This is a genomic window from Gordonia effusa NBRC 100432, from assembly GCF_000241305.1.
In the GTDB taxonomy this organism is placed as follows: Bacteria; Actinomycetota; Actinomycetes; order Mycobacteriales; family Mycobacteriaceae; genus Gordonia; species Gordonia effusa.
In genome coordinates, this window is sequence record NZ_BAEH01000036.1 from 111,634 (window position 1) to 133,954 (window position 22,321).

Here is a 22,321-nt window from a genome sequence, read left to right on the forward strand (position 1 = left end):
ACAGGCGCGCTACCGCACGATCGCTCGAACAACGAGATCGGCTGCCTCCTCGTCGGACAACGCACCTTCGGGAATCAGCATGAACGAGTAGATTGTCCGCACCATGAACTCGGCGGCGGCGGCCGGATTGGGATAGAGCTGTTCGCCGATCTCGGGAGTCAGGTCTGGAATTGCAGCGTTGATGATCTGGTGAATCAATGTTGGCCCGGTCGCGTCCTTAGTCGACACCAGGGTGCGGACGATTTCTTCGGGTTCATTACGGAGGAGGTACTGAAGTGCTTCGTGTTCGCGGATGTATCGCATCGTTTCAACGACCTGAATACGGACCTTCCCCGCCGCATCGGGTCGAGTATCTGACCACTCGTTCAATCGAGCGCGCAGCAGTGAGACCTCACGCTCGACGATCGCCGCGATAAGGGCGTCCCGCCCGCCAAAAATTCGGTATGCCGTGGCGCGCGCGACACCGGCCTGCCGAGCGACCGACGTCAGGCTCAATGCCTTGGCGCCGAAACGGGATACCAAGGCGACACCAACGTCCACCATGCGCTCACGATCCATTGGACAACCGTAGCGAAGGCACGCGACGAGCAGCCGCCCCGATCACCGAACAGGCGTCGTCGTGGGGGTGGTCGTTGGCGGAGTGGTGGTAGTCGACGGAGTGGTAGTCGTCGGCGGAGGAGTGGTGGTGGTAGTAGTAGTAGTTGGCGGAGTCGTGGTTGCCGGCGGCGGGGTTGGGGTGGTGGTCGGAGTCGGGGTGGACGTGGGCGGCGCGATTGGCTCCGACCGCACGTAGACACTGATCGTGCCTGATCGGCTAACGCCGCCGCTACCACCCCGAAGCGTCGAGCACGCGACGTCGAATCGATGGAAACCGCTAGACAGGTTGCGGGCGTTAACCGCACCCGACGCTCCCGGACTCAACCGGACCGCCCCGATGCCTTCCACGCGGCACGTCAACGTCGATGTCGTTGACGGAGCCGAGCGGAAGCGCACAACAACGTCATCGTCACTCAGTTGGTAGGAACACGACGGCGCGGGCCCAGCTCCCGACAACTCGCACGACCCCATCGACGTTTCCGCATTCGCGGCGGTCGGCGCGACGATGGTGACTGTCGCACCGACCGTCACCATCGCGGCGAAGATGCCGACAGATTTGGTCACGCGCATCGTCGTGCTCCCTGCTCGGTGCCGAGTTATTTCCCTACGGCTATACCGACAGTTTACGCAAACGAGGCGCGAGATCGCGGGCGAAGTTCTCGAGGAATCGGCTCTGATCGTGACCGGGCGCGTGGAACACAAGATGATTGAGGCCGGCGTCGGTATAGAACTTCACCTTCTCCACCGCCTCGTCGGGATCCGACGCGACGATCCACCGCTTGGCGACCTGCTCGATCGGCAGTTCGTCGGCCAGTCGCTCCATCTCCGTCGACGAGTTCACGCTGTGCTTTTGCTCCGGCGTCAACGACAATGGCGCCCAGAACCGGGTATTCTCAAGCGCCAGTTCAGGATCCGGATCGTAGGAGATCTTGATCTCGATCATTCGGTCAATCTCGTCGAACTCGCGCTCGGCCTTGGCAGCGCCTTCTTTCACCGCCGGAATCAGCTTCTCCGTATACAACTCGACACCCTTGCCCGACGTACAGATAAAGCCGTCGCCGGCCCGTCCCGCGTACCGCGCAACCACTGGACCGCCTGCCGCTACGTACACCGGAATCGGTTGTGCCGGAATGTCATACATGTAGGCGCCCTGCGTGTGGTAGTACTCGCCGTCGAAGTCAGTCTCCTCGCCCGACCACAGCGCGCGCATCAGCGCGATCGACTCACGCAGCCGAGCGAACCGCTCTTTGAACTCGGGCCACTCCCCCTGAAATCCGGTCGCGTACTCGTTCAGCGCCTCGCCCGATCCGACACCGAGCATGATTCGGCCGGGATACAGGCATCCCATCGTCGCGAATGCCTGCGCGATCACGGCGGGGTTGTAACGGAACGTCGGAGTCAGCACCGAGGTGCCGATTTGCACCCGCTTGGTCCGTTCGCCCACCGCGGCCATCCAGGCCAGCGAGAACGGCGCATGACCACCGTTGTGACGCCACGGCTGGAAATGATCGCTTACCGCAACCGAATCCATACCCGCGTCTTCGGCGGCGACCGCGATCTCCACCAACTCGCGCGGATCAAATTGCTCGGCCGACGCTTTGAATCCAAGTTTCAGTTCCTGGGGCACCCGTTTCCTCCTGATCGTCACATTGTCGCCGCGTTACGCGACGCGGCACTGCTATCTCAGTTCTACCCGGTGCGGTACGCGGCAGGCTAGGTCGGCTACCGCCCGATTCTTCTCCAGGAATAGCTTGACTTCAAGTTAACTTGAAGTTCTACGGTGGCGTCCATGAGTATGGAATCGGTTGCCTGGGACACCATGTACAAATCATCGACGTCGCCTACCCAGCGGCGCCTCACTCGCGATAGCCGCACAACGCTGCAACGCATCGTCGCATTCGTCGCTCCCCACCGGGCACGGATCGGGGTCTTCCTATTACTCAGCGTGGTGGCCGCGATACTCACGGTGCTCACGCCGCTACTTGCCGGTCGCGTCGTGGATCTGATCACCGATGGTGGTCCGGCCGGCGCGATCGCCGGTATCGCCGCCGCCATCGCAGGTATCGCGTTGCTGGAAACGGTGGTCAGCCTGGTGGTCCGGTGGCTGTCGGCAAATCTCGGCGAGGGATTGATCTACGACCTTCGTCGAACCGTCTTCGATCACGTGCAACAGATGCCGATCGCGTTCTTCACCCGCACCAGAACCGGGGCTCTGGTAAGCCGGCTCAACAACGACGTCATCGGGGCTCAGCGCGCCTTCAGCGACACCCTCTCGGGGGTGGTGTCCAACGCTGTCACCTTGCTGCTCACCGTGTCGGTGATGCTGGCGATCAGCTGGCAAATCACCGTTGCAACGCTAATCCTGTTGCCTATCTTCATCATTCCCGCGCGACGGATGGGCGCCCGGATGGCAGCATTGTCCCGCGAGGCATCGGCGTACAACGCCGCGATGTCGAGCCAGATGACCGAACGGTTCTCGGCACCCGGCGCGACGTTGGTCAAACTCTTCGCCCGGCCCGCCGATGAGTCGGCCGAATTCGCGAGCCGGGCAGATCGCGTGCGCGACATCGGCGTTCGGCGCGCGATGCTCCAGGCGATCTTCTTCAACGCGCTGATGTTGGTCAGCGCATTGGCTCTCGCGCTCGTCTATGGCCTCGGTGGCTACCTTGCGGTTCGAGGCAGTCTCGATGCCGGGGCGGTCGTGTCGATGGCACTGCTGTTAACCCGGATGTACGCACCACTGACCGCGCTCGCCAACGCGCGGGTCGAGATCATGAGTGCCCTCGTCAGTTTCGAGCGCGTCTTCGAAGTACTCGACGTGGAGCCGCTGATCATCGACAAACCCGACGCCGTCGCGGCTCCCGACGGGCCAGCCTCGCTCACCTTCTCGAATGTCGATTTCGCCTATCCCAGCGCCGAGAAAGTGTCCCTCGCATCGCTGGAAGAGGTTGCCCAACTTGATAATCGGGGAGGTGAACAGATCATCCACGACGTCAGCTTCACCGTTGAACCCGGCAAGATGCTCGCCCTCGTCGGCAGTTCCGGCGCCGGCAAGTCCACCATCGCGGCACTGGCCACCCGGCTCTATGACGTCGATTCGGGGTCAATCATGCTCAACGAAAACGATATTCGCGATATCACCGCAGCATCTCTGCATCGCCGCGTCGGTCTGGTGACCCAGGATGGCCATCTGTTTCACGACACCGTCCGGGCGAATCTGCTGCTGGCCAACCCGCTGGCAACTGAAGCCGAGATCCAAGAGTCGCTTCGCCGGGCACGGTTGAGCGATGTAATCGCTTCTCTCCCAGAAGGACTCGACACCATCGTCGGCGAGCGCGGGTATCGCCTGTCCGGCGGCGAACGCCAGCGTCTCACGATCGCCCGACTGCTCTTGGCGCAACCGTCGGTGGTCATCCTCGACGAGGCGACCGCACATCTCGACTCGACGTCGGAGGCGGCGGTGCAATCGGCGCTCGCCGAGGCACTCGCCGGCCGCACGTCTATCGTTATCGCACACCGTCTTTCGACAATCCGCGACGCGGACGAGATCCTTGTACTCGAAGATGGGCAGGTCGTCGAACGGGGGCGGCACACGGCACTTTTGACTGCCGGCGGCCGTTATGCGGAGCTGTATCACACGCAGTTCGCAGATCAGGCGGCGTGAGACGGGATCCGGGTCGGGGCTTCCTTGTTTTCAGCCCCTACTTCGGCGGCGACGCCGGTTTGGTCCCGATCTTGCGCAGCTTCTTCAACTGCAGCACAACGAAAACGACGTTGACGACGATCACCACTACGCCGAGAATCACCCAGCCCCAGCGCTCGTCGCCCCACCAGATCGACGTCATCAATCCGACGAAGATCATCAGGATGAGCGATCCCACTATGGTGGTGATCGTCGAAACCCGTTGTGCCGCAGCCATAGCGCCCGGATTGAGGCCACCTCGACTCATCGGAACGCGTCCTTTCCGGTCAGCGCTTTGCCGATCATCAGTTGATGCATCTCACTGGTGCCCTCATAGGTAAGGACTGATTCCAAGTTATTGGCGTGGCGGATAACCGGGTACTCAAGCGTAATTCCGTTGGCGCCCAATATCGTTCGACACTCCCGGGCGATCGCGATTGCCTCTCGGACGTTGTTGAGCTTGCCGAGACTGATCTGTTCCGGGCGGATCTTGCCGGAATCTTTGATCCGACCAAGATGCAGCGCGAGCAACTGCGCCTTGCCGACCTCAAGCGCCATATCGGCCAACTTCGCTTGTGTGAGTTGATAACTCGACAACGACTTATCGAAGACTTCCCGGTCCGCCGCATACGACAACGCCGTCTCGACGCAGTCACGAGCGGCGCCGACCGCGCCGAAAACGATGCCGAACCGCGCCTCGTTCAAACAACTCAACGGACCGCGCAAACCCTCGACACCGGGCAGCATCGCCGACGCCGGCAACCGCACATCCTCGAGCACCAACTCTCCGGTCACCGAGGCGCGCAACGACATCTTGCGTTTGATCTCCGACGTCGAGAAGCCTGGAGTGTCAGTTGGCACCACAAATCCGCGGATCCCCCGTGCCCCGTCATCGAGGTCGGTTCGGGCCCAGACCACCGCGACATCGGCGACCGAACCGTTGGTGATCCACATCTTGGCGCCATTGAGCACCCAGTCGTCACCATCGCGCCGCGCGGTTGTCCGCATACCCGCCGGGTTGGAACCGAAATCGGGCTCGGTCAGTCCGAAGCAGCCGATCGCCTCTCCCGCAGCCATCCGCGGCAGCCACTCTTCGCGCTGTTCCTCGCTACCGAAAGCGCGGATCGCGTACATCGACAGCGACCCCTGTACCGAGACGAAACTGCGCAACCCACTGTCCACGGCTTCGAGTTCTAAACAAGCCAGTCCGTAACTGGTCGCCGAAGTATTGGCGCATCCGTACCCCTCCAGATGCATACCGAATAGACCCAGCTTGCCTAACTCGAGGGCAAGTTCGCGGACGGGCAACTCCCCAGCCTCGAACCAGTCCCCGACGTTGGGACGCAACCGTTTGTCGCCGAAGTCGCGAACGGTCGCGATGATCGCTTGTTCCTCGCCATCGATCAACGTATCCAGCGCGAATAACTCCGCTATCGACTGCACATCACTCATCGGCTGCCTTCTGTCGTCATTGTCGTGAATAGCCTGCTCACACACCACTAATTGCCAGCGCGGCGATCAGCGCGACTGCGATGACCACAATGGCGCCGATCAATACGAAGATCATCGTCGGCGAGGGCATCGCACCCCCGTCCCGCAGGGCACGAGTAGTTTGCCGCCACCGCACACCTCCGGTCACCGCGACTGCCGTTCCGACGAGAACCATCAGCCCGCCCACCGAATATTTGATAGCCGGGTGATGCGCTTCTGGGGTGACGTAGATCAGCGCAACGCCACCAGCTACAAATCCGAGTGCCGTCCTGATCCAGGCCAGCACGGTGCGTTCGGCCGCGAGAGTGAATCGTGCATCGATACTTCCCGGCGGCCGAATCTGCGATTCGCCGTCAGCCGGTGAGCGCTTCTGGTTCATCGGCAGAACTCGGAACCTCTCTGATCACGTCGGCGACGAAGGAAGCCACCGCCTCGATCGCGTCTAACACCTCGCGGTGCCGGAACGCCAGCACTGGAAACGCGTGTATCTGCCAAGAGTAGCTGTGCAGCTCGGCCCGAACACCTGCCGCGTCAAGTTTCTCGACGAGTTCGATAACGTCTGGTTCGATCATCTCGTCTTCGGCGGTGATCATCACCGTCGGCGGAAAGAGGGCGGGATCGAGCGAGGTGATCCGCCGTGTACCGACGAATGGGATTGGGCCCCAATCAAATTTGGGTGCCAGCTCGGCCATCTTCTCTTTCGGCAAGTAGGCATCGGAGCGACTGCTCCGATCTGGGTTAGAAGCCAGATCCAGATCGAGTAGCGGCGCGATGCCGACGAATGCGATCGGCGGTGTAAGCCCATTCTCGGCGGCCAGCTCAATGACCTTGCCACACAGGAACCCGCCAGCCGAATCGCCAGCGACAACGAGATGCCGAAATCCGCGCCGTTCGATGAGTTCACGATAGGCGGAGAACGCGTCATGGACCGAAGTGCCGACGCCACCTTCGGGCAGCTGGCGATATTCGAGTGAGAACACTGGGAGCTCGGCGCGCTCACACAAGCGGGAGGCAACCGCACGGTGCGTCCCGCGGCCGGCTACCACAAACGCGCCACCGTGCAGATAGAGAACCGCGGTGTCACCGTCGCGGCGACTCGGCCCCTTGGGCAACATCAGGTCGGCCGGACGGCCGCCGAGGGTGAGCGTCGAAAACATCACGGTCTTGGATTTCGGCGCGGTCTGCGCCAATTTGTCGATGAGATGCAACCGGTTCAGTCCACGTTCGGTGAGCGGGTACTTCGAGAGCAGCGGTTTGAGTACCGCTCTCGCTCCGAACCAGATCGGGTATGACGCGAAACTCGGCTTTCGATGCGCGACGAAGGACATGCTCAGCTCCGAACTGTGCGTAGACGAACTCCTTGGTGAAAATACACCCAGTGACATTCTTCATAACCCATCGGGGCGCCGCGCGACCACGCGCGAGGCGGCGAGTCGCAGATACGTGGCAATCCCGTGCATCTGGGCCTGGTGGGGCACAATAACGAGTGCCGATTTTCCGACAGATGGGACGCCCGTGCTGGTGAAAGCGCATCACACCGCGACAGCGTTCGCGGAAATGTTCATCGGCGGCACACCCTGTGGTCGTATCCGACGGTTACACTTCACCGCCCCATGTCGAGAGTTAAGGCGGTAATCGGTGCCCGACCCGATCAGTGACGCGATCCCCGCGCAATATCTGTTGTCTGGCCAAGCCAGCACGCCGCGGACGCTTGTTGACATCCTTGCCGAGACGGCAACCCGGCACCCGGACGCGCCCGCCATCGACGATGGCGATCGGACACTGACCTACGCGCAGCTGCATGCGGTGATTCGTCGTGGAGCGGCGCGATTCAGCGCCGCCGGCATCGGGCGCGGTTCACGTGTCGGCATTCGTATGCCGTCGGGCAGTCGCGATCTATATCTGGCGATACTGTCGACTTTGCAAGCTGGGGCGGCATATGTACCCGTCGACGCCGACGATCCGCCCGAACGTGCAGAGTTGGTCTTCGGCGAAGCCAGAGTTGATGCGATCGTCACCGCCGACGGCATTCACCGCGTACGCGACGGCGAAGTCGGCGACCCGGTACCCGACGACGCGGCGAGTATCGTCGCGCGTCCGACGCCGGACGACGATGCGTGGATCATCTTCACCTCCGGATCGACCGGAACTCCGAAAGGTGTTGCGGTGACTCATCGCAACGCCGCGGCGTTTGTCGATGCCGAAGCACAGATGTTCCTGGTAGACGAGCCGATAGGTCCGGGCGATCGAGTTCTCGCCGGCTTGTCGGTTGCCTTCGACGCGTCCTGCGAAGAGATGTGGCTGGCGTGGCGCTACGGCGCGTGCCTGGTCCCCGCACCGCGCTCGCTGGTGCGTAGCGGCATGGATCTTGGACCGTGGCTGGTCCAGCGCGACATCACCGTCGTCTCGACGGTCCCTACGCTCGCGTCACTCTGGCCGCCGGAGGCGCTCGAAGCGGTGCGGCTATTGATCTTTGGTGGCGAGGCTTGCCCGCCCGAACTCGGCGAGCGACTCGCCGTCGACGGCCGTGAAGTGTGGAATACCTACGGCCCAACCGAAGCGACCGTCGTCGCATGTGCGGCACCACTGGACGGCTCGCTGCCGGTACGCATCGGATTACCGTTGGCTGGTTGGGATCTCGCCGTCGTCGATGCCCAGGGACAGCCGGTCGCCGTCGGCGAGATTGGCGAACTCGTCATCGGCGGTGTCGGCCTGGCCCGATATCTCGATCCGGCCAAAGATGCCGAAAAGTATTCGCCCATGCCATCTTTGGGCTGGGAACGCGCCTATCGCAGCGGCGACCTGGTGCGGCTCGACGAAGAAGGCCTGGTCTTTCAGGGGCGCGCGGACGACCAGGTCAAGGTCGGCGGCCGCCGCATCGAACTCGGCGAGATCGACAATGCGTTGCAACATCTTCCGGGAGTAGCCGGTGCGGCCGCGGCCGTACGAAAGTCGGCGGCCGGCAATAGCTTGCTCATCGGGTATCTAGTGTCAGCCGATCCCGACTTTGATATCGCCGCCGCACACGCCGCGCTCGCCGAACAACTACCGGCCGCACTCGTCCCACGACTTGCCCTCGTCGATGAATTGCCCACGCGCACTTCAGGAAAGGTGGATCGTAACGCCTTGCCGTGGCCGTTGCCGTCGGCATCCGATGCCGACGTCGAGGACTTGTCCGCAACCGAAGCCTGGCTCGCCGAGCAATGGACCCGCGTGCTGGGAGTCCAGGTATCCGACGCCGACGCCGACTTCTTCGCCGAGGGCGGCGGCTCGCTGTCGGCGGCACAGTTGGTGACCGCATTGCGCACCCGGTATCCGGAGATTACCGTCGCCGAACTCTACGACCACCCGCGGCTGGGGTCGCTCGCCGAGATGCTCGACGAATTGAACCCGTCCGAGGATGTCGAACCGCGCCAGGTCGTTCCGGTACCGCGCCGCACCGGATTCCTTCAACTGCTAGCGGCAATTCCGCTCACCACACTGACCGGCCTGCAGTGGGCGACCTGGCTCGGTGTGGTGAACAATATCGGCGCCTGGGCGGCCGATCGCGCCGATCTGGACGTGCCGTGGCTGAACACCGTCAACTGGTGGGCACTGCTCGCCGCATTCCTCGTATTCATCACGCCTCCCGGCCGAATGACGATCGCGGCGGTCGGCGCGCGGCTACTACTGCGCGGCGTCGGTCCTGGCGCCTACCCTCGTGGCGGCAACGTCCATCTGCGGTTGTGGATTGCCGAGCGCCTTGTCGAGGCGAGCGGAGCCGCCAACCTTTCCGGCGCGCCGTGGATGATTCATTTCGCCCGCGCGATGGGCGCGTCCATCGGGACGGGCGTCGACTTGCACACGACACCACCGGTCACCGGGCTACTGACAATCGGCGACTTCGCCTCGGTGGAGCCAGAAGTGGATCTGGCCGGTTGGTGGATTGATGGCGACGTGCTGCATATCGGCGAGATCGTCATTCGCGACGGAGCATCGGTTGGCGCACGATCGACGCTGTTACCTGGCGCCGTCGTCGGCCGAGAAGCCGAAATAGCCGCTGGCTCAGCGGTTATCGGCAAGGTGAAGGCTCGTCAGCACTGGGCTGGCTCGCCCGCGGTCAAAGCCGGAAAGGCCGCACATCCGTGGCCGGTCGAGCGGCCGAAGCGACGGGGCTATTGGGTGCCGCTGTACGGACTGTCGTCGCTGGCACTGGCATCGATCCCGCTCGTCTCGCTCGGCGCCGGTTTGGCAGTCCTCGGTTCCTGGTCGCTGTCGGCCGATCGACTGCAGTCAGTCGCGGTTCGCTCCTTGATCCTGCTGCCGGCAGCAACGTTGGTCAGCCTCGGCGTTTACGCCACTATCACCGCGGTATCCGTCCGACTGCTGTCGTTCGGTCTGACCAAGGGGTATCACCCGGTTCGATCGCGGGTTGGGTGGCAGGTCTGGATGACCGAACGGCTACTCGACGCCGCACGTACCTACCTCTTCCCGCTGTACGCCAGTCTGTTGACGCCGGTCTGGTTCCGAATCCTCGGCGCCAAGATCGGCACGGGTACCGAGATCTCGACGGCGCTGGTTCTCCCGAAGTTCACCACCGTCGGCGACGATGCCTTCCTCGCCGACGACACCATGGTGGCATCGTACGAACTTGGTGGCGGCTGGATGCATATCGACGAGGCGAAGATTGGCAAGCGCTCATTCCTGGGTAACTCCGGCATCACCGGCCCGGGTCGCAAAGTGCCGAAAAACAGTCTCGTCGCCGTGCTGTCGGCGACGCCGAACAAGGCGAAGTCCGGATCGAGTTGGCTCGGCTCGCCGCCAGTTCGATTGCGGCGCACCGCCACAACGTCGGATACTTCGCGGACCTTCGACCCGCCGACCAAACTCAAACTCGCTCGGGCGACGATCGAGACGTTGCGGTTGATCCCGGTGATGGTTTCCTTCGGACTGGGCGTGTTTATGTTGCTCGGCCTGCAATACATCGGCTCACAAGCCAACGTCTGGATCGCGGCCGCGGTCAGCGGACTGTTGCTATTGGTTGCCGGCATGGCAGCGTGTTGCATCGCAGCAGCAGCGAAATGGATTGTGGTAGGGGCGATTCCGGCGTCGGAGCATCCGCTGTGGAGTTCATTCGTGTGGCGCAACGAGCTATCGGACGCGTTTGTCGAGACCGTGGCAGCGCCGTGGTTCGCCAACGCGGCGACAGGTACACCTGTTCTCAATATCTGGTTGCGACTGCTGGGCGCGAAGATCGGGCGGGGCGTGTGGTGCGAAACCTATTGGCTCCCAGAGGCAGATCTCGTTTCCCTCGGCGACGGCGCGACCGTTCAGCGCGGCTGCGTGGTGCAAACTCACCTGTTCCACGACCGTGTGATGTCGATGGACGAGGTGGTGCTTGAGGCTGGCGCAACGCTTGGGCCCCACTGCGTGGCGCTGCCCGCGGCAGGATTGGGCGAGTCAGCGACGGTCGGCCCGGCGTCGTTGGTCATGCGCGGCGACGTGGTTCCGGCGCACACGCGATGGCAGGGCAATCCGATCGCGCCGTGGCCTAAGCGGTAACCGGACCACAGTCCGGAATACTATCGGCGGGCTCGACGTTCCCCGGTCATGAAGGGTTTCGGGTTCCTGAGTTTCGGCCACTACCAGCACGGATCGACGGTCGGTACTGCCGAGATGATTCGACAAGCAGTCGATATCGGTGTCGGCGCGGACGAGTTGGGCGTCAACGGCGCATATTTCCGTGTCCACCATTTTGCGACGCAGCAAGCGTCGCCAATGCCGCTGCTGAGCGCGATCGCGGCGAAAACGCGCGGCATCGAAGTGGGTACGGGTGTCATCGACATGCGCTACGAAAACCCGCTCTACCTCGCCGAAGAGGCTGCGGCACTGGACATTCTCACCGACCAGCGAATCGCGTTGGGTATCAGCCGCGGATCACCAGAGCCAGCCGACCGAGGGTGGGAATCATTCGGCTACACCGGATCGACAGACCCGCGAGGCTCGGATATCGCTCGGGACAAATTCGAGCTGTTCCTGCGTGCTATCGACGGTGACGGCGTGGCCCCCGCGGCGTCGGGCGGGCCCGCGTTACCGATCGAACCTCGCTCCCCCGGCCTGCGCGAGCGCATCTGGTGGGGGTCAGGCAGCGCCAACACCGCCGAGTGGACTGGCCGGCAAGGACTGAACATGATGTCGTCGACGTTGGTCTTCAGCGACGAAGCCCGACCGCTACACGAAGTTCAGTACGAGCAGATTGAGCGCTACCGCGTCGCATATGCCGATGCCGGATTCACCCGCCCGTCGCGAGTATCGGTGAGTCGCAGCATCTTTCCGATCGCCAGCGCCGACGACGCGCAGATGTTCGCGATTCTCGGCGCCCGCGAAGGCCGGGACGGTTTCGGTTCGATCGACGGTAAGACGGCAACTTTCGGTAAGACCTACGTTGGCGAGCCCGATCAGCTTGTCGCCGCATTGCGGGCCGATACCGCGGTGATGGCGGCGGACACGCTGATGATCACCATTCCGTCGCAGCTCGGCGTCGACTTCAATCTGCGCGTCTTGGAATCATTTGCGCGTCACGTGGCACCGGAGTTGGGGTGGCAACCAAACACCGCGGGACCCGTGACCGGATATCCCGCGGCCGTGGCGCAGCCCGCCGACTAGTCTTCGCGCTGCTGGCGGAACAGATAATGATCCGCGGCGGCGAGTCCCGGCTTGGCAAAGCCGACCGCCAACGATGCCGCGATCAGCACGAGGACGAGTTCGTAACCGCCATCGGAGGCCCAGAATCCGGCATCCCAGTGTGCATACGCCATCGCGCCGATCATGTCCGCGGCCAGCAGGATTCCGACGAGCGGCAACAACAGCCCCAGTATCAGCAGGATTCCGCCGATGAGTTCGACCCAGGTCGCGTACTGAGCGGCCAGTGCCGGTGCCGGAATTCCCATCGCGTCGAAGCCCTTCTCCACGTTGGAGATTCCGTTGGTGTGCAGCTTCTGCCAGCCGTGCATGATGAAGGTGAAACCAAGGATGATGCGCGCCGCGAATAGGGCGAGGCTGCGGATGGCGGTCATTGCTGTTCCCTCTTTCCAGGTTTGGTGTCGGTGGCCGGTGTGGCCCCCGGCGCGGGGTCGCCGAGCCGAGTAGTCTTTAAGAGCCGCGATGCCGGTGAGCATCGCGAATCCGAAGTCAATCGAGCAGGGAGATTGGGTGCCAGGAAAATTGGGCCGACGGTCATTGCATCAGCCCCTTCTCGGTGCTCCCGCAGACCACATCGATTCCTACCTGCCAAATAACGGCAACCTGGGTTATCGCATCTCCCGATACGACCTCGAGCTCACGTATAAAGTAGCGACAAACAGGTTGGTTGTCACGTCAACCATTACCGCGACTTCATTTCAGCAGCTCAATAGCTTCTCGCTCGACCTCGCCACGACGATGAGCGTCGCGCGAGTCACCGTAAACGGGCAGCGGGTCCGCTACACCCACCGTCGCAACAAACTAACCATCACCCCACCCGGCGTCATCGACCCCGGCGGTGCGCTAACGGTGATCATCCGATGTTCGGGCAACCCGCGCCCGATCAAGGGAACGTGGGGCGAGGTCGGCTGGGAGGAGCTGTCCGAGGGGGCGCTCTGTGCCAACCAACCGAATGGAGCGGCGTCGTGGTTTCCGTGCGACGATCACCCGGTCTCCAAAGCCTCCTACCGATTCACCATCACCACCGATTCGCCGTTCTACGCATTGGCCAATGGCGTGCTGCAGTCCAAGCGTGTCAAAGCCGGCCAGACCACCTGGGTGTACGAACAGGTTGAGCCGATGTCGACCTATCTTGCATCTGTGCAGGTCGGCCCGTACCGCCTCCGCGAACTCGCAACACGGCCGGTTCCAGTCAAAGCCGTACTGCCCCAACGGTTGATGTCGACGTTCGACATCGACTTCGGACGGCAACTGGAGATGATCGAGACCTTCTCGGAGATGTTCGGGCCGTATCCGTTCCCGCAGTACTCCGTAGTGGTCACCGACGATCCACTTGAAATACCCATTGAGGCACAAAGCTTTTCGATCTTCGGCGCCAATCATTGCGACGGCACTCGCGGTTCCGAACGTCTGGTCGCACATGAGCTGGCACACCAGTGGTTCGGCAATTCGGTGACCCTGGCCCGCTGGCGGGACATTTGGCTGCATGAGGGTTTCGCCTGCTACGCCGAGTGGTTATGGAGCCAGCACTGCGGCGGCAAATCCGCCGATGAATGGGCCAGCCACTATTACGCCAAGCTCGCCGCCCGACCGGTGTCGGTGCCGCTGTCAGATCCAGGGCCATCGCAGATGTTCGAGGATTGGGTCTACAAACGCGGCGCGATGACCCTTCATGCTCTCCGACTAACGATCGGCGACGGCAACTTCTTCGCCCTGCTGCGACGTTGGACCGACAAGTACCGATACGGATCAGTGACAACCGAGGACTTCACCACGCTGGCCGCCGGCTTTTCGTCGACGTCGCTGACCGGCCTGTGGCAAGCGTGGCTACATCAACCCCAGTTGCCGCCATATCCGCGATGAGCGCGGCGTCGGACGCACCCGGGGTCGCGACGGATGAGACGAGCGCCGGGGATCTGCGTCAGGTAACCGTTGCCACGGTGATCGCCGCGGCATCGGGCTATGTGGTGATAGTGCTCGCGGGCCGGCAACTCGGAGCGGCGGCCTACGCGAGTTTCGCCGTGTTCTGGGCTGCCTACGGGATGGTGACCGGCGCGCAGAACGGCCAGCTACAGGAGACAACGCGGGTGATCCGCAGTTCGCTAACGGACTCACCTCACGTCACGTTCTGGCGACGACCGCTTTGGGTCAACGCGGCGATTGGTGTGGCGCTCGGCGTAGTCGTAGCGGCAACGTCGTGGCTGTGGGCTCCGCATGTCTTCGATTCCCATGTCGGATTGTCGGTGGCACTGCTAGCCATCGGGGTTGTGAGTTTCGCGGTGTACGCGCACCTCTCCGGGACGTTGTCGGGAACGCTGTCGTGGTCGACTTTTGCGACGCTACTGACCGTCGACGCCCTCATTCGCCTGATAGGTGCGATCATCGCCTTCACAATGGGATTGTCGCTCAACGCTTTTCTCGTCATTACGGTGATCGGCTCGGTGTCGTGGCTGCTCATATTGGCGATCTCCCCAGCGGCACGTCGGGTGATCGGCTTGGGCGCCGACGTCGGGCCGGGTGTATTCGCCACGAACACGCTGACCGCGATGGCAGCGGCGCTCGCCAGCGCGGTACTCGTCATGGGCTTTCCGGTGTTGATCCAAATCACCGCACCGGACTCCGACAACGCCGACGTGATCGGGGCGGTCATTCTCGCCATCACCCTCACCCGCGCCCCGCTCCTAGTGCCGCTCAACAGCTTTCAGGGCGTCCTAATTACCCGGTTCGTTGATCAGCGACATCGGCTGGTCGCCGCACTCGGTATTCCGTTCGCCGCGGTCACTGGCGTCGGCGTAATTGGCGCGGTCGCTGCCTGGCTGATTGGACCGTGGCTGATGACCACCGTGTTCGGGGGCGAGTATGAATTGCGCGGGATCACGTTGGCGTGGTTCACGATTGGCGCCACGATGCTCGCGCTGCTGACGATTACTGGTGCGTGTGTGCTCGCGGTCGGCGCACATCGATGGTTCGCGGTCGGCTGGTGGTTGGCCACCGCGGCGTCGATCGGATTGCTTTTTGTGCCGCTGGGAGTGCAGGGCCGGGTGTCGGTCGCGCTGATCGTCGGGCCGGTGGTCGGGATCGTGCTGCATTTGGTTGCGTTGCAGTGCAATGGTTTTCGAGGGAAGTCGCGGGGTCTCGATACACCTCGTCGCTAGCGCTCCTCGGCACTCGACCATCGGGGTGGCACTCGACTAGCGCAGGTGGCACTCGACCATCGGAGGTGGGCACTCGACCAGCGCAGGTGGCACTCAACTATTGGGAAGAGCGGCTCGACCATCGGGAAATCGCCTGATTCAGCCGCGACGTCGCGTGGATTCGTGCGGCTCGCTCCGCGCTCGTCCAGCCCAGCTCCCGACATCGGTCCGCCTGCTCGGCGAAGAAGCGATTCTCCTCGTCGAACCTGCGGCCATCAACGGCCTGGACCGAACTAACCGAGCCGCCGTGACGTCGATAGGAGAAGACGACCGTTGGGTCGTAGGCGAGCGACCCGCCGTCGACGGTAAGGTCGATGAGCAACGCGAGGTCGAGTACGACGTCGAAACCCGTTCGAAATCCGACCGCGCGAACCGCTGAGGTGCGCCAGAGCAAGGACGGAAAATACGTCCAGTTGCCGTGAAAAAGGCTGCGCGCCAGCGCTTCCCCGGATAGCACTGACGCGCGCGACGGAGCCAGGCGCGACTTGATCCGGTCACCGAGGGGCCGAACCGGCGCGCCCGCGTCATCGATGACATCGACACCCGGCTGCACGACCACGGCATCGGCGTTTGCGGCAGCAAGGCGCGTGACAGTCGCAAGATAGTCGGGAGCCATCACGTCATCGCAGCCCATGACGACGAAGTAGTCGGATTCGACAAGGTCGACACAGCGTCGAAAATTGCCGTTGACGCCGAGGTTGGTGTCATTGCACAGATAGACGATGCGGGGGTCGTCGAGAGACTTAAGCCAACGCGCTGGCTCTGGGTCTGGATAGCAGTCGTCGACAACGACGAGGCGCCAGCCAGTGTCGGACTGACCTACAACGCTGGTCACCGCCTGTTTGAAATGTGCGACGTCGCCGTAGAAGGGCATCATCACATCGACAGTCACCAGGCCAGCGTAGTGGGCGGGCGCGCTGATGCGAATTCGGCGCGAGCAGCGCGATAGGGTTACCGGCATGACCGCTGCTGCCCCGTCGGGCTCCAATGCCGACGTCTGGTTGGTGGTGCCGGTATACAACGAAGCGCCGGTTATCCGCGAAGTGATGGAGAACGCGGCACAGACTTTTCCCAATATCGTGTGCGTCGACGACGGCAGTTCCGATGGTTCGGCGGCCGAGATCAAAGCCTCTCCCGCACGATTGGTGCGACATCCGGTCAATCTCGGACAGGGCGCGGCAATTCAGACCGGAGTCGAATACGCACGTAAGCAGCCCGGCGCCAAGTACTTCGTCACCTTTGACGCCGATGGTCAGCATCAGGTCGATGATGTGGTGGCCATGATCGAACGGCTACGTTCGGAGCCGATCGACATCATCGTCGGAACCCGGTTCGCCGACGGTCGCAGCGAATCGGTGCCGCTGATCAAGCGGATCGTGTTACGGACCGTGGTGCTGTTGAGCTTCCGGACCCGCCGGCTCGGCCTATCCGATGCACACAACGGACTGCGTGCCTTTAACAAGAAGGTGGCCGACGAGCTCGACATCCGAATGAATGGCATGGCGCACGCGTCGGAGTTCGTGGCGCTGATCGACCACCACGAGTGGCGGGTCGCCGAGCAGCCGGTGACCATTTTGTACACCGACTATTCGCGGGCCAAGGGGCAGTCTCTGATCAACGGGGTCAATATCCTGGCCGACGGCATGCTGCATGGCCGGACGAGGAAGTGATGAGATGATCTGGTTCCAGATTCTGTCGGTGCTCATTATCGTCGCGCTCGTCGGCTTCTTCATCGCCAACCGCGGAACAGCGCGAGCGTCGGCAGGCGTCAAGTTGCTATTCGTCGGATTCATCGTATTTGGCGCCTACGCGATGCTCCGCCAGAACGACGTCACCTGGGTCGCCAACAAACTCGGTATTCAGCGTGGCCTGGACCTCGTCCTATTCCTCCTGGTGATCGCTTTCGCGTTCACGACAATATCCACCTACCTGCGGTTTCGGGATCTGGAGATCAGGTACGCCCAGCTGGCCCGGGCCGTCGCCCTGCAGAACGCGGAAGCGGAGAACGAGAAGCGATAAAGACTTATCCACAGGGCTGTGGATATTTGTCTATGCGCTCGGCATCTGACCGGGTAATCTTCACGAACATGGTGGCACCACTTCATCTCCGACTACTGACGTTGGACGAGTGGTATGCGCTACCAGAGGACTCGGCTGGGAGGGCCGAGTTGTCAAAGGGGGTCGCCGTAGTGTCACCAAGGCCGGGCATGCCGCATGCTGAGGCGAGTATGGAATTAGGGTTCCAGCTGCGTTCGCAGGTTCCCGCCACGATGAAGGTTCTACCCGAGTTCGAGGTGGTTCTTAACGCCGACTACCGGCCCACAATTCGTGTGCCAGATCTCGTCGTATGCCGTCGAAACGCGGGCGGGCGATCTCTCGTTGCCCGCGATGTTCTCCTGGCCGTCGAAATCGTCTCACCCAGTTCGCGACGGGTCGATCACGTAACGAAGCGCGAGGAGTACGCGGCTGCGGGAATCCAAGACTACTGGATCGTCGACCTCGACCGCGAAGTGCGGCTCACGGCCCTAACGCTGACCAAGGACGGGTACGACGAAGTCGCCGCGACCGGAGAGTTCTTCAGCGACAAGCCTTTTCCGATGAGGCTGGACCTTCACTCGCTGACAACGTAGCGCAATCGCGCCGCGGTCTTTTCACTTCGAATCCATCAACCGGTTACATGGACCCGGTATTCGTTAGACATGCTCACAAAGCGCGTAACCGTCTTGGTGGCCTCCCTCGTCGCCACCGCCGCCCTCCTCATCGGTCCGGTAGCTACCGCCGACGCCGCCGTCTCATCCTGCTACCTGTCGTCCTTGCCTTCGCAGGCAACCGACACCGTCGATCTCATCCACTCTGGTGGACCATTCCCCTACCCCAACAATGACGGCGTGGTCTTCGCCAATCGGGAAGGCATCCTGCCGTCCGCCGCGTCTGGCTACTACCACGAATACACGGTGATCACGCCCGGATCGTCCACTCGCGGTGCGCGTCGAATCGTCACTGGCGGAACACCTTTGACCAGCCCGCCGCACTACTACTACACCGGCGACCACTACGTGTCCTTCTGCGAGATCCGCGACGCGAACTACTGAGCAAAGGCGACTTCCACATGATCCGCTATCAGATCGACGGTTCGGTCATCTCGTCGACGAAGGATTTCTACGCCGAAATCGGACGTAGCGTCAACGGTCCCGGAGGCTACTTCGGTTCCAATCTCGACGGGCTAGCCGATTGCCTCCGCGGTAGTTTCGGTACACCGACCGACGAGCGGTTCGAATTCGAATGGATCGACTCCGACACTGCCCGCGCTCACCTCGACGTTTTCGACGACATCGTCGCCGTATTCGCCGACCAGGGAATCCCATTGCACCTGCGCTGAGGTCGGCTGGATGACCGACCCGGGTTAACGCCAGAACACCGCTCATTCGATGTAACCCATGTCAGCGGGGTGACAGCCGTATACATCGAATGAAAGGTCAGGCGCGGCATGAGAAAATCATCCTCCAATCGAATCGTCACCCTCCTCTTGGCAGTGTCGTTCGTCGTAACCGCATGGTTAGGCGCGGGCACAGCTCACGCCGATCATCTCTACGGCAACTTCTGGGTGGTGGGAAAAATCGAACAAGCCTACTTAGCCACCGGTGGACCGCAGAAATGGGGAAATCCGACGATAAACGAGTCCGCCGCTGCCAACGGCGGCAGGTTTCAGCGCTTCGCGAAGGACACCTCGTTCTACTGGCATCCCAATGTCGCAAGTGGCACCGCACATCAGGTCGGTGGTGCGATCCGAGCGAAATGGGCTGCGCTGCAATGGGAGCGTGGACCGTTGGGTTATCCGGTCAACAATGAACAGGCCCATCCCGAGTCGGTAACGCAACCCGGCGCTCGCTCGAACGATTTTCAGGGCGGCGCGATCTTCTGGTCCGCGCAGACCGGAGCACACCAGATCTGGGGCGAGATCTTCAAGAAGTGGGTACGTCTGGGGGCGACGAGGTCCCAATATGGACTACCCATCACCGACGAATACAAGGTGGGCAACCGATTCGAGCAGCGTTTCGAACACGGCCTCCTGGCTTGGCCGTAATTCCACCCTGGCCTGTTGCCGGACTACTACGAGTAGTCCGGCAACAGGCCAGATTCGGATGCCTGAGCCAAAGTCGGTGCGGCAGTGTCTTTTTCGGATAGTTCGTAAGTCAACGGCCTGCCGTCACGCCCAACCGTCGGCCAGTCGATGGCCAAGTCGGCGTCCAACGGATTGATTCCGTGTTCGGCGGTCGCGTTGTATCCAGTCGAGCACAGGTAGGTGACCGTCGAGCCGTCGGCCAGCGCCAAGAAGGCGTGGCCAAGCCCTTCGGCGAGATAGACCGCCCTACGGTCTACGTCATCGAGGAGCACGGTGTCGTAGGTACCGAAAGTTGGTGAGCCAACCCGGATATCGACGATGACGTCGAGAACCGCGCCTACCGGGCAGGTCACATATTTCGCCTGCCCGGGCGGAACATCGGCGAAATGTACGCCGCGCAGCGCACCTGTCGACGACACCGAGACGTTGACCTGCGCAAGGTCGAAGTGATGCCCGATAGCCTCGCTGACGAGCGGCGCCTTGAACGCCTCCAGAAATAACCCTCGGCTGTCGCCGTGTAGTACCGGGGTGAACTCCCACGCTCCGTCAATGGACAGCGGCCGAACCTGCATTTGCTAGAAACCCTTTCCGCGAGTGAGCAATTCAAGAAGGTAGTCACCGTATCCCGACTTGCGCAACGGCTCGGCACGACGTGCGAGCTCGTCATCGTCGATGAGGCCGCGACGCCACGCGATCTCCTCCGGCACAGCGATTTTCAGCCCTTGACGCTGTTCGACGGTGCGAACGAAGTTGCCGGCATCGAGGAGTGAATCGAAGGTGCCGGTGTCGAGCCACGCCGTGCCGCGCGGCAACACCGTGACCGCTAGATCGCCCCGCTCAAGGTAGTACCGGTTAATGTCGGTGATCTCGTATTCGCCACGCGCACTTGGGGTTAGGCCCCGCGCGACGTCGACGACATCGTTGTCGTAGAAATAGAGACCCGGGACCGCGAAATTCGACTTCGGTTGTGCGGGCTTCTCTTCCAGTGAGATCGCGGTGCCGTCGGCGTCGAAGTCGACGACGCCATATGCACTCGGATCGGCGACCCAATAGGCGAAGATCGCACCACCGGTCAGTCCGTCGAAGCCCGACAGCCGGCTGCCCAACCCCGGCCCGTAGAAGATATTGTCGCCCAGCACCAGTGCGACCGAGTCGCCGCCGATGTGCTCGGCGCCGAGTACGAAGGCTTGAGCCAAACCATCGGGTGACGGCTGAGCGAGGTAGGAGAGGCTGATACCGAACTGCTCGCCGGTACCGAGTAGATGCTCGAAAGCGGGCCGGTCGGCGGGCGTGGTGATGATCAGAATGTCGGTGATACCAGCCAGCATCAACGTCGACAGCGGGTAGTAGATCATCGGCTTGTCGTAGACGGGGACGAGTTGCTTGCTCACGCCCAGGGTGATCGGATGCAGTCGACTGCCCGTACCACCAGCCAGAATGATTCCTCGCATGCGATCACCCTAGCTTCTTCACAGGCCACGACCAGCCGCTGGGATGGCGCGGTTCGTACACTTGATTCGGTCAACGTCGTCTAGGAGAGGCCGTAATGCGCGTTCTCGTTACCGGTGGCGCCGGATTCATCGGCACCAATTTTGTGTTGCGGACCTTGAGTACGCGCCCCGACGTCGAGCTGACCGTGCTCGACAAACTCACCTATGCGGCGAACCCGGCGTCCCTCGCGGCCGTTGCCGATCGGGTGCGAGTGGTTGAAGGTGATGTCGCCGACGCCGAGGTCGTAGACCCACTGGTCGCGGCGTCAGACCTGGTGGTGCATTTCGCCGCCGAGTCGCATAACGACAATTCGCTTCACGACCCGTCACCATTTGTGCAGACCAATCTCGTCGGGACGTTCACGCTGCTCGAAGCGATCCGCAAATACGGGGTGCGCTATCACCACATCAGTACCGACGAGGTCTATGGCGACCTTGACCTCGATGACCCCGCTCGTTTCACCGAGGAGACCCCGTACAACCCGTCGAGTCCGTATAGCTCGACGAAGGCCGGCAGCGACCTGTTGGTTCGCGCGTGGGTGCGGTCTTTCGGCGTCGCGGCGACGATCTCCAATTGCTCCAACAATTACGGGCCTTATCAACATATCGAGAAGTTCATCCCCCGACAGATCACCAATGTGCTGTCCGGCCAACGTCCCAAGCTCTACGGTGACGGGCGCAACGTCCGCGACTGGATACATGTCGACGATCACAATGATGCGGTCTGGGCGATCATCGACCGCGGGCAGATCGGCGAGACGTATCTGATCGGCGCCGACGGCGAGGCGGATAACCGCACCGTCGTGGAGACGATTCTCGGACTACTCGACCAGCCATCGGACGCGTTTGATTTCGTCACTGACCGACCCGGCCACGATCGGCGATATGCGATCGATTCGACCCGACTGCGCGATGAACTTGGTTGGCAGCCAAACTATCTCAGCTTTAGGTCAGGATTGGCGGCTACCGTCGACTGGTATCGCGCGAATACGCGGTGGTGGCAGTCCGCGAAATCGGGGGTCGAAAGTCGTTATGCCGCAAGTGAAAAGGTGATCGGATAATC

23 protein-coding genes are annotated in these 22,321 nt (G+C 62.2%); 12 read left to right on the forward strand and 11 right to left on the reverse strand.

The window, feature by feature from the left end:
• Positions 1-9: 9 nt before the first annotated feature.
• Genes GOEFS_RS05945 through fgd form a run of 3 tightly spaced genes read right to left on the reverse strand, consistent with a single transcriptional unit; the run spans position 10 to position 2,224 of the window.
• Complete coding sequence (locus GOEFS_RS05945) at positions 10-558, reverse strand: TetR/AcrR family transcriptional regulator (protein ID WP_007316991.1); 549 nt, start codon at positions 556-558, stop codon at positions 10-12.
• Between the two features lie 42 nt (positions 559-600).
• Positions 601-1,167: a hypothetical protein gene (locus tag GOEFS_RS23400; RefSeq protein WP_040524556.1), complete on the reverse strand. Its 567-nt coding sequence runs from the start codon at positions 1,165-1,167 to the stop codon at positions 601-603.
• Positions 1,168-1,207: 40 nt separating this feature from the next.
• Positions 1,208-2,224, reverse strand: coding sequence for a glucose-6-phosphate dehydrogenase (coenzyme-F420) (fgd, locus tag GOEFS_RS05955; RefSeq protein ID WP_007316993.1), 1,017 nt, complete (start codon positions 2,222-2,224; stop codon positions 1,208-1,210).
• A gap of 162 nt (positions 2,225-2,386) precedes the next feature.
• Here fgd and GOEFS_RS05960 point away from each other — a divergent pair, with 162 nt between their 5' ends.
• Positions 2,387-4,261, forward strand: a complete 1,875-nt coding sequence (locus tag GOEFS_RS05960; RefSeq protein ID WP_007316994.1) for an ABC transporter ATP-binding protein — start codon at positions 2,387-2,389, stop codon at positions 4,259-4,261.
• Positions 4,262-4,298: 37 nt separating this feature from the next.
• Here GOEFS_RS05960 and GOEFS_RS05965 read toward each other — a convergent pair whose 3' ends face one another.
• Genes GOEFS_RS05965 through GOEFS_RS05980 form a run of 4 tightly spaced genes read right to left on the reverse strand, consistent with a single transcriptional unit; the run spans position 4,299 to position 7,098 of the window.
• Complete coding sequence (locus tag GOEFS_RS05965; protein ID WP_007316995.1) at positions 4,299-4,547, reverse strand: hypothetical protein; 249 nt, start codon at positions 4,545-4,547, stop codon at positions 4,299-4,301.
• Positions 4,544-5,731 (reverse strand): acyl-CoA dehydrogenase family protein, encoded by a 1,188-nt coding sequence (locus GOEFS_RS05970; protein WP_007316996.1) that lies wholly within the window; start codon positions 5,729-5,731, stop codon positions 4,544-4,546. The genes GOEFS_RS05965 and GOEFS_RS05970 overlap by 4 nt, the downstream gene beginning before the upstream one ends.
• Before the next feature lie 37 nt (positions 5,732-5,768).
• Positions 5,769-6,149, reverse strand: a complete 381-nt coding sequence (locus GOEFS_RS05975) for a YidH family protein (protein ID WP_007316997.1) — start codon at positions 6,147-6,149, stop codon at positions 5,769-5,771.
• Positions 6,124-7,098: an alpha/beta hydrolase gene (locus tag GOEFS_RS05980; protein WP_007316998.1), complete on the reverse strand. Its 975-nt coding sequence runs from the start codon at positions 7,096-7,098 to the stop codon at positions 6,124-6,126. Before GOEFS_RS05980 ends, GOEFS_RS05975 begins: the two co-directional genes overlap by 26 nt.
• A 310-nt stretch (positions 7,099-7,408) precedes the next feature.
• On the opposite strand from GOEFS_RS05980, the gene GOEFS_RS05985 reads away from it, so the two are divergent.
• Positions 7,409-11,311: a Pls/PosA family non-ribosomal peptide synthetase gene (locus GOEFS_RS05985; protein ID WP_007316999.1), complete on the forward strand. Its 3,903-nt coding sequence runs from the start codon at positions 7,409-7,411 to the stop codon at positions 11,309-11,311.
• Positions 11,312-11,359: 48 nt separating this feature from the next.
• Positions 11,360-12,415, forward strand: a complete 1,056-nt coding sequence (locus GOEFS_RS05990; protein ID WP_007317000.1) for an LLM class flavin-dependent oxidoreductase — start codon at positions 11,360-11,362, stop codon at positions 12,413-12,415.
• Here the strand turns inward: GOEFS_RS05990 and GOEFS_RS05995 are convergent.
• Positions 12,412-12,825, reverse strand: coding sequence for a DoxX family protein (locus tag GOEFS_RS05995; RefSeq protein ID WP_007317001.1), 414 nt, complete (start codon positions 12,823-12,825; stop codon positions 12,412-12,414). The two genes, GOEFS_RS05990 and GOEFS_RS05995, sit on opposite strands and share 4 nt — an antisense overlap.
• Positions 12,826-12,961: 136 nt before the next feature.
• Here GOEFS_RS05995 and GOEFS_RS06000 point away from each other — a divergent pair, with 136 nt between their 5' ends.
• On the forward strand, positions 12,962-14,314 hold the full coding sequence (locus tag GOEFS_RS06000) for a M1 family metallopeptidase (RefSeq protein ID WP_040524589.1): 1,353 nt from the start codon (positions 12,962-12,964) through the stop codon (positions 14,312-14,314).
• Entirely contained in the window at positions 14,311-15,606 is a 1,296-nt protein-coding gene (locus GOEFS_RS06005) for a lipopolysaccharide biosynthesis protein (protein ID WP_007317003.1), read from the forward strand. The genes GOEFS_RS06000 and GOEFS_RS06005 overlap by 4 nt, the downstream gene beginning before the upstream one ends.
• 97 nt (positions 15,607-15,703) lie before the next feature.
• On the opposite strand, the gene GOEFS_RS06010 is transcribed toward GOEFS_RS06005, so the two are convergent.
• Positions 15,704-16,537 (reverse strand): glycosyltransferase family 2 protein, encoded by an 834-nt coding sequence (locus tag GOEFS_RS06010; protein WP_040524557.1) that lies wholly within the window; start codon positions 16,535-16,537, stop codon positions 15,704-15,706.
• A gap of 67 nt (positions 16,538-16,604) precedes the next feature.
• Here GOEFS_RS06010 and ppgS point away from each other — a divergent pair, with 67 nt between their 5' ends.
• From ppgS to GOEFS_RS06040, 6 genes are all read left to right on the forward strand, one after another.
• Positions 16,605-17,315, forward strand: a complete 711-nt coding sequence (gene ppgS / locus GOEFS_RS06015) for a polyprenyl-phospho-N-acetylgalactosaminyl synthase PpgS (protein WP_007317005.1) — start codon at positions 16,605-16,607, stop codon at positions 17,313-17,315.
• Positions 17,316-17,319: 4 nt separating this feature from the next.
• Positions 17,320-17,664, forward strand: coding sequence for a DUF2304 domain-containing protein (locus GOEFS_RS06020; protein ID WP_007317006.1), 345 nt, complete (start codon positions 17,320-17,322; stop codon positions 17,662-17,664).
• Between the two features lie 68 nt (positions 17,665-17,732).
• Entirely contained in the window at positions 17,733-18,275 is a 543-nt protein-coding gene (locus GOEFS_RS06025; RefSeq protein ID WP_040524590.1) for a Uma2 family endonuclease, read from the forward strand.
• 69 nt (positions 18,276-18,344) lie between these two features.
• Positions 18,345-18,737 carry a guanyl-specific ribonuclease gene (locus GOEFS_RS06030; protein WP_007317008.1) on the forward strand — a complete coding sequence of 131 codons (393 nt, stop codon included), beginning with the start codon at positions 18,345-18,347 and terminating at the stop codon, positions 18,735-18,737.
• Positions 18,738-18,754: 17 nt separating this feature from the next.
• Positions 18,755-19,024 (forward strand): barstar family protein, encoded by a 270-nt coding sequence (locus GOEFS_RS06035; RefSeq protein ID WP_007317009.1) that lies wholly within the window; start codon positions 18,755-18,757, stop codon positions 19,022-19,024.
• Between the two features lie 108 nt (positions 19,025-19,132).
• Entirely contained in the window at positions 19,133-19,729 is a 597-nt protein-coding gene (locus GOEFS_RS06040; RefSeq protein WP_007317010.1) for an LGFP repeat-containing protein, read from the forward strand.
• A gap of 26 nt (positions 19,730-19,755) precedes the next feature.
• Here GOEFS_RS06040 and GOEFS_RS06045 read toward each other — a convergent pair whose 3' ends face one another.
• Positions 19,756-20,340 (reverse strand): dTDP-4-dehydrorhamnose 3,5-epimerase family protein, encoded by a 585-nt coding sequence (locus GOEFS_RS06045; RefSeq protein ID WP_007317011.1) that lies wholly within the window; start codon positions 20,338-20,340, stop codon positions 19,756-19,758.
• A 3-nt stretch (positions 20,341-20,343) separates the two neighbouring features.
• On the reverse strand, positions 20,344-21,219 hold the full coding sequence (rfbA, locus tag GOEFS_RS06050) for a glucose-1-phosphate thymidylyltransferase RfbA (RefSeq protein ID WP_007317012.1): 876 nt from the start codon (positions 21,217-21,219) through the stop codon (positions 20,344-20,346).
• Between the two features lie 95 nt (positions 21,220-21,314).
• On the opposite strand from rfbA, the gene rfbB reads away from it, so the two are divergent.
• Complete coding sequence (gene rfbB / locus GOEFS_RS06055) at positions 21,315-22,319, forward strand: dTDP-glucose 4,6-dehydratase (RefSeq protein WP_007317013.1); 1,005 nt, start codon at positions 21,315-21,317, stop codon at positions 22,317-22,319.
• Positions 22,320-22,321: the final 2 nt, after the last annotated feature.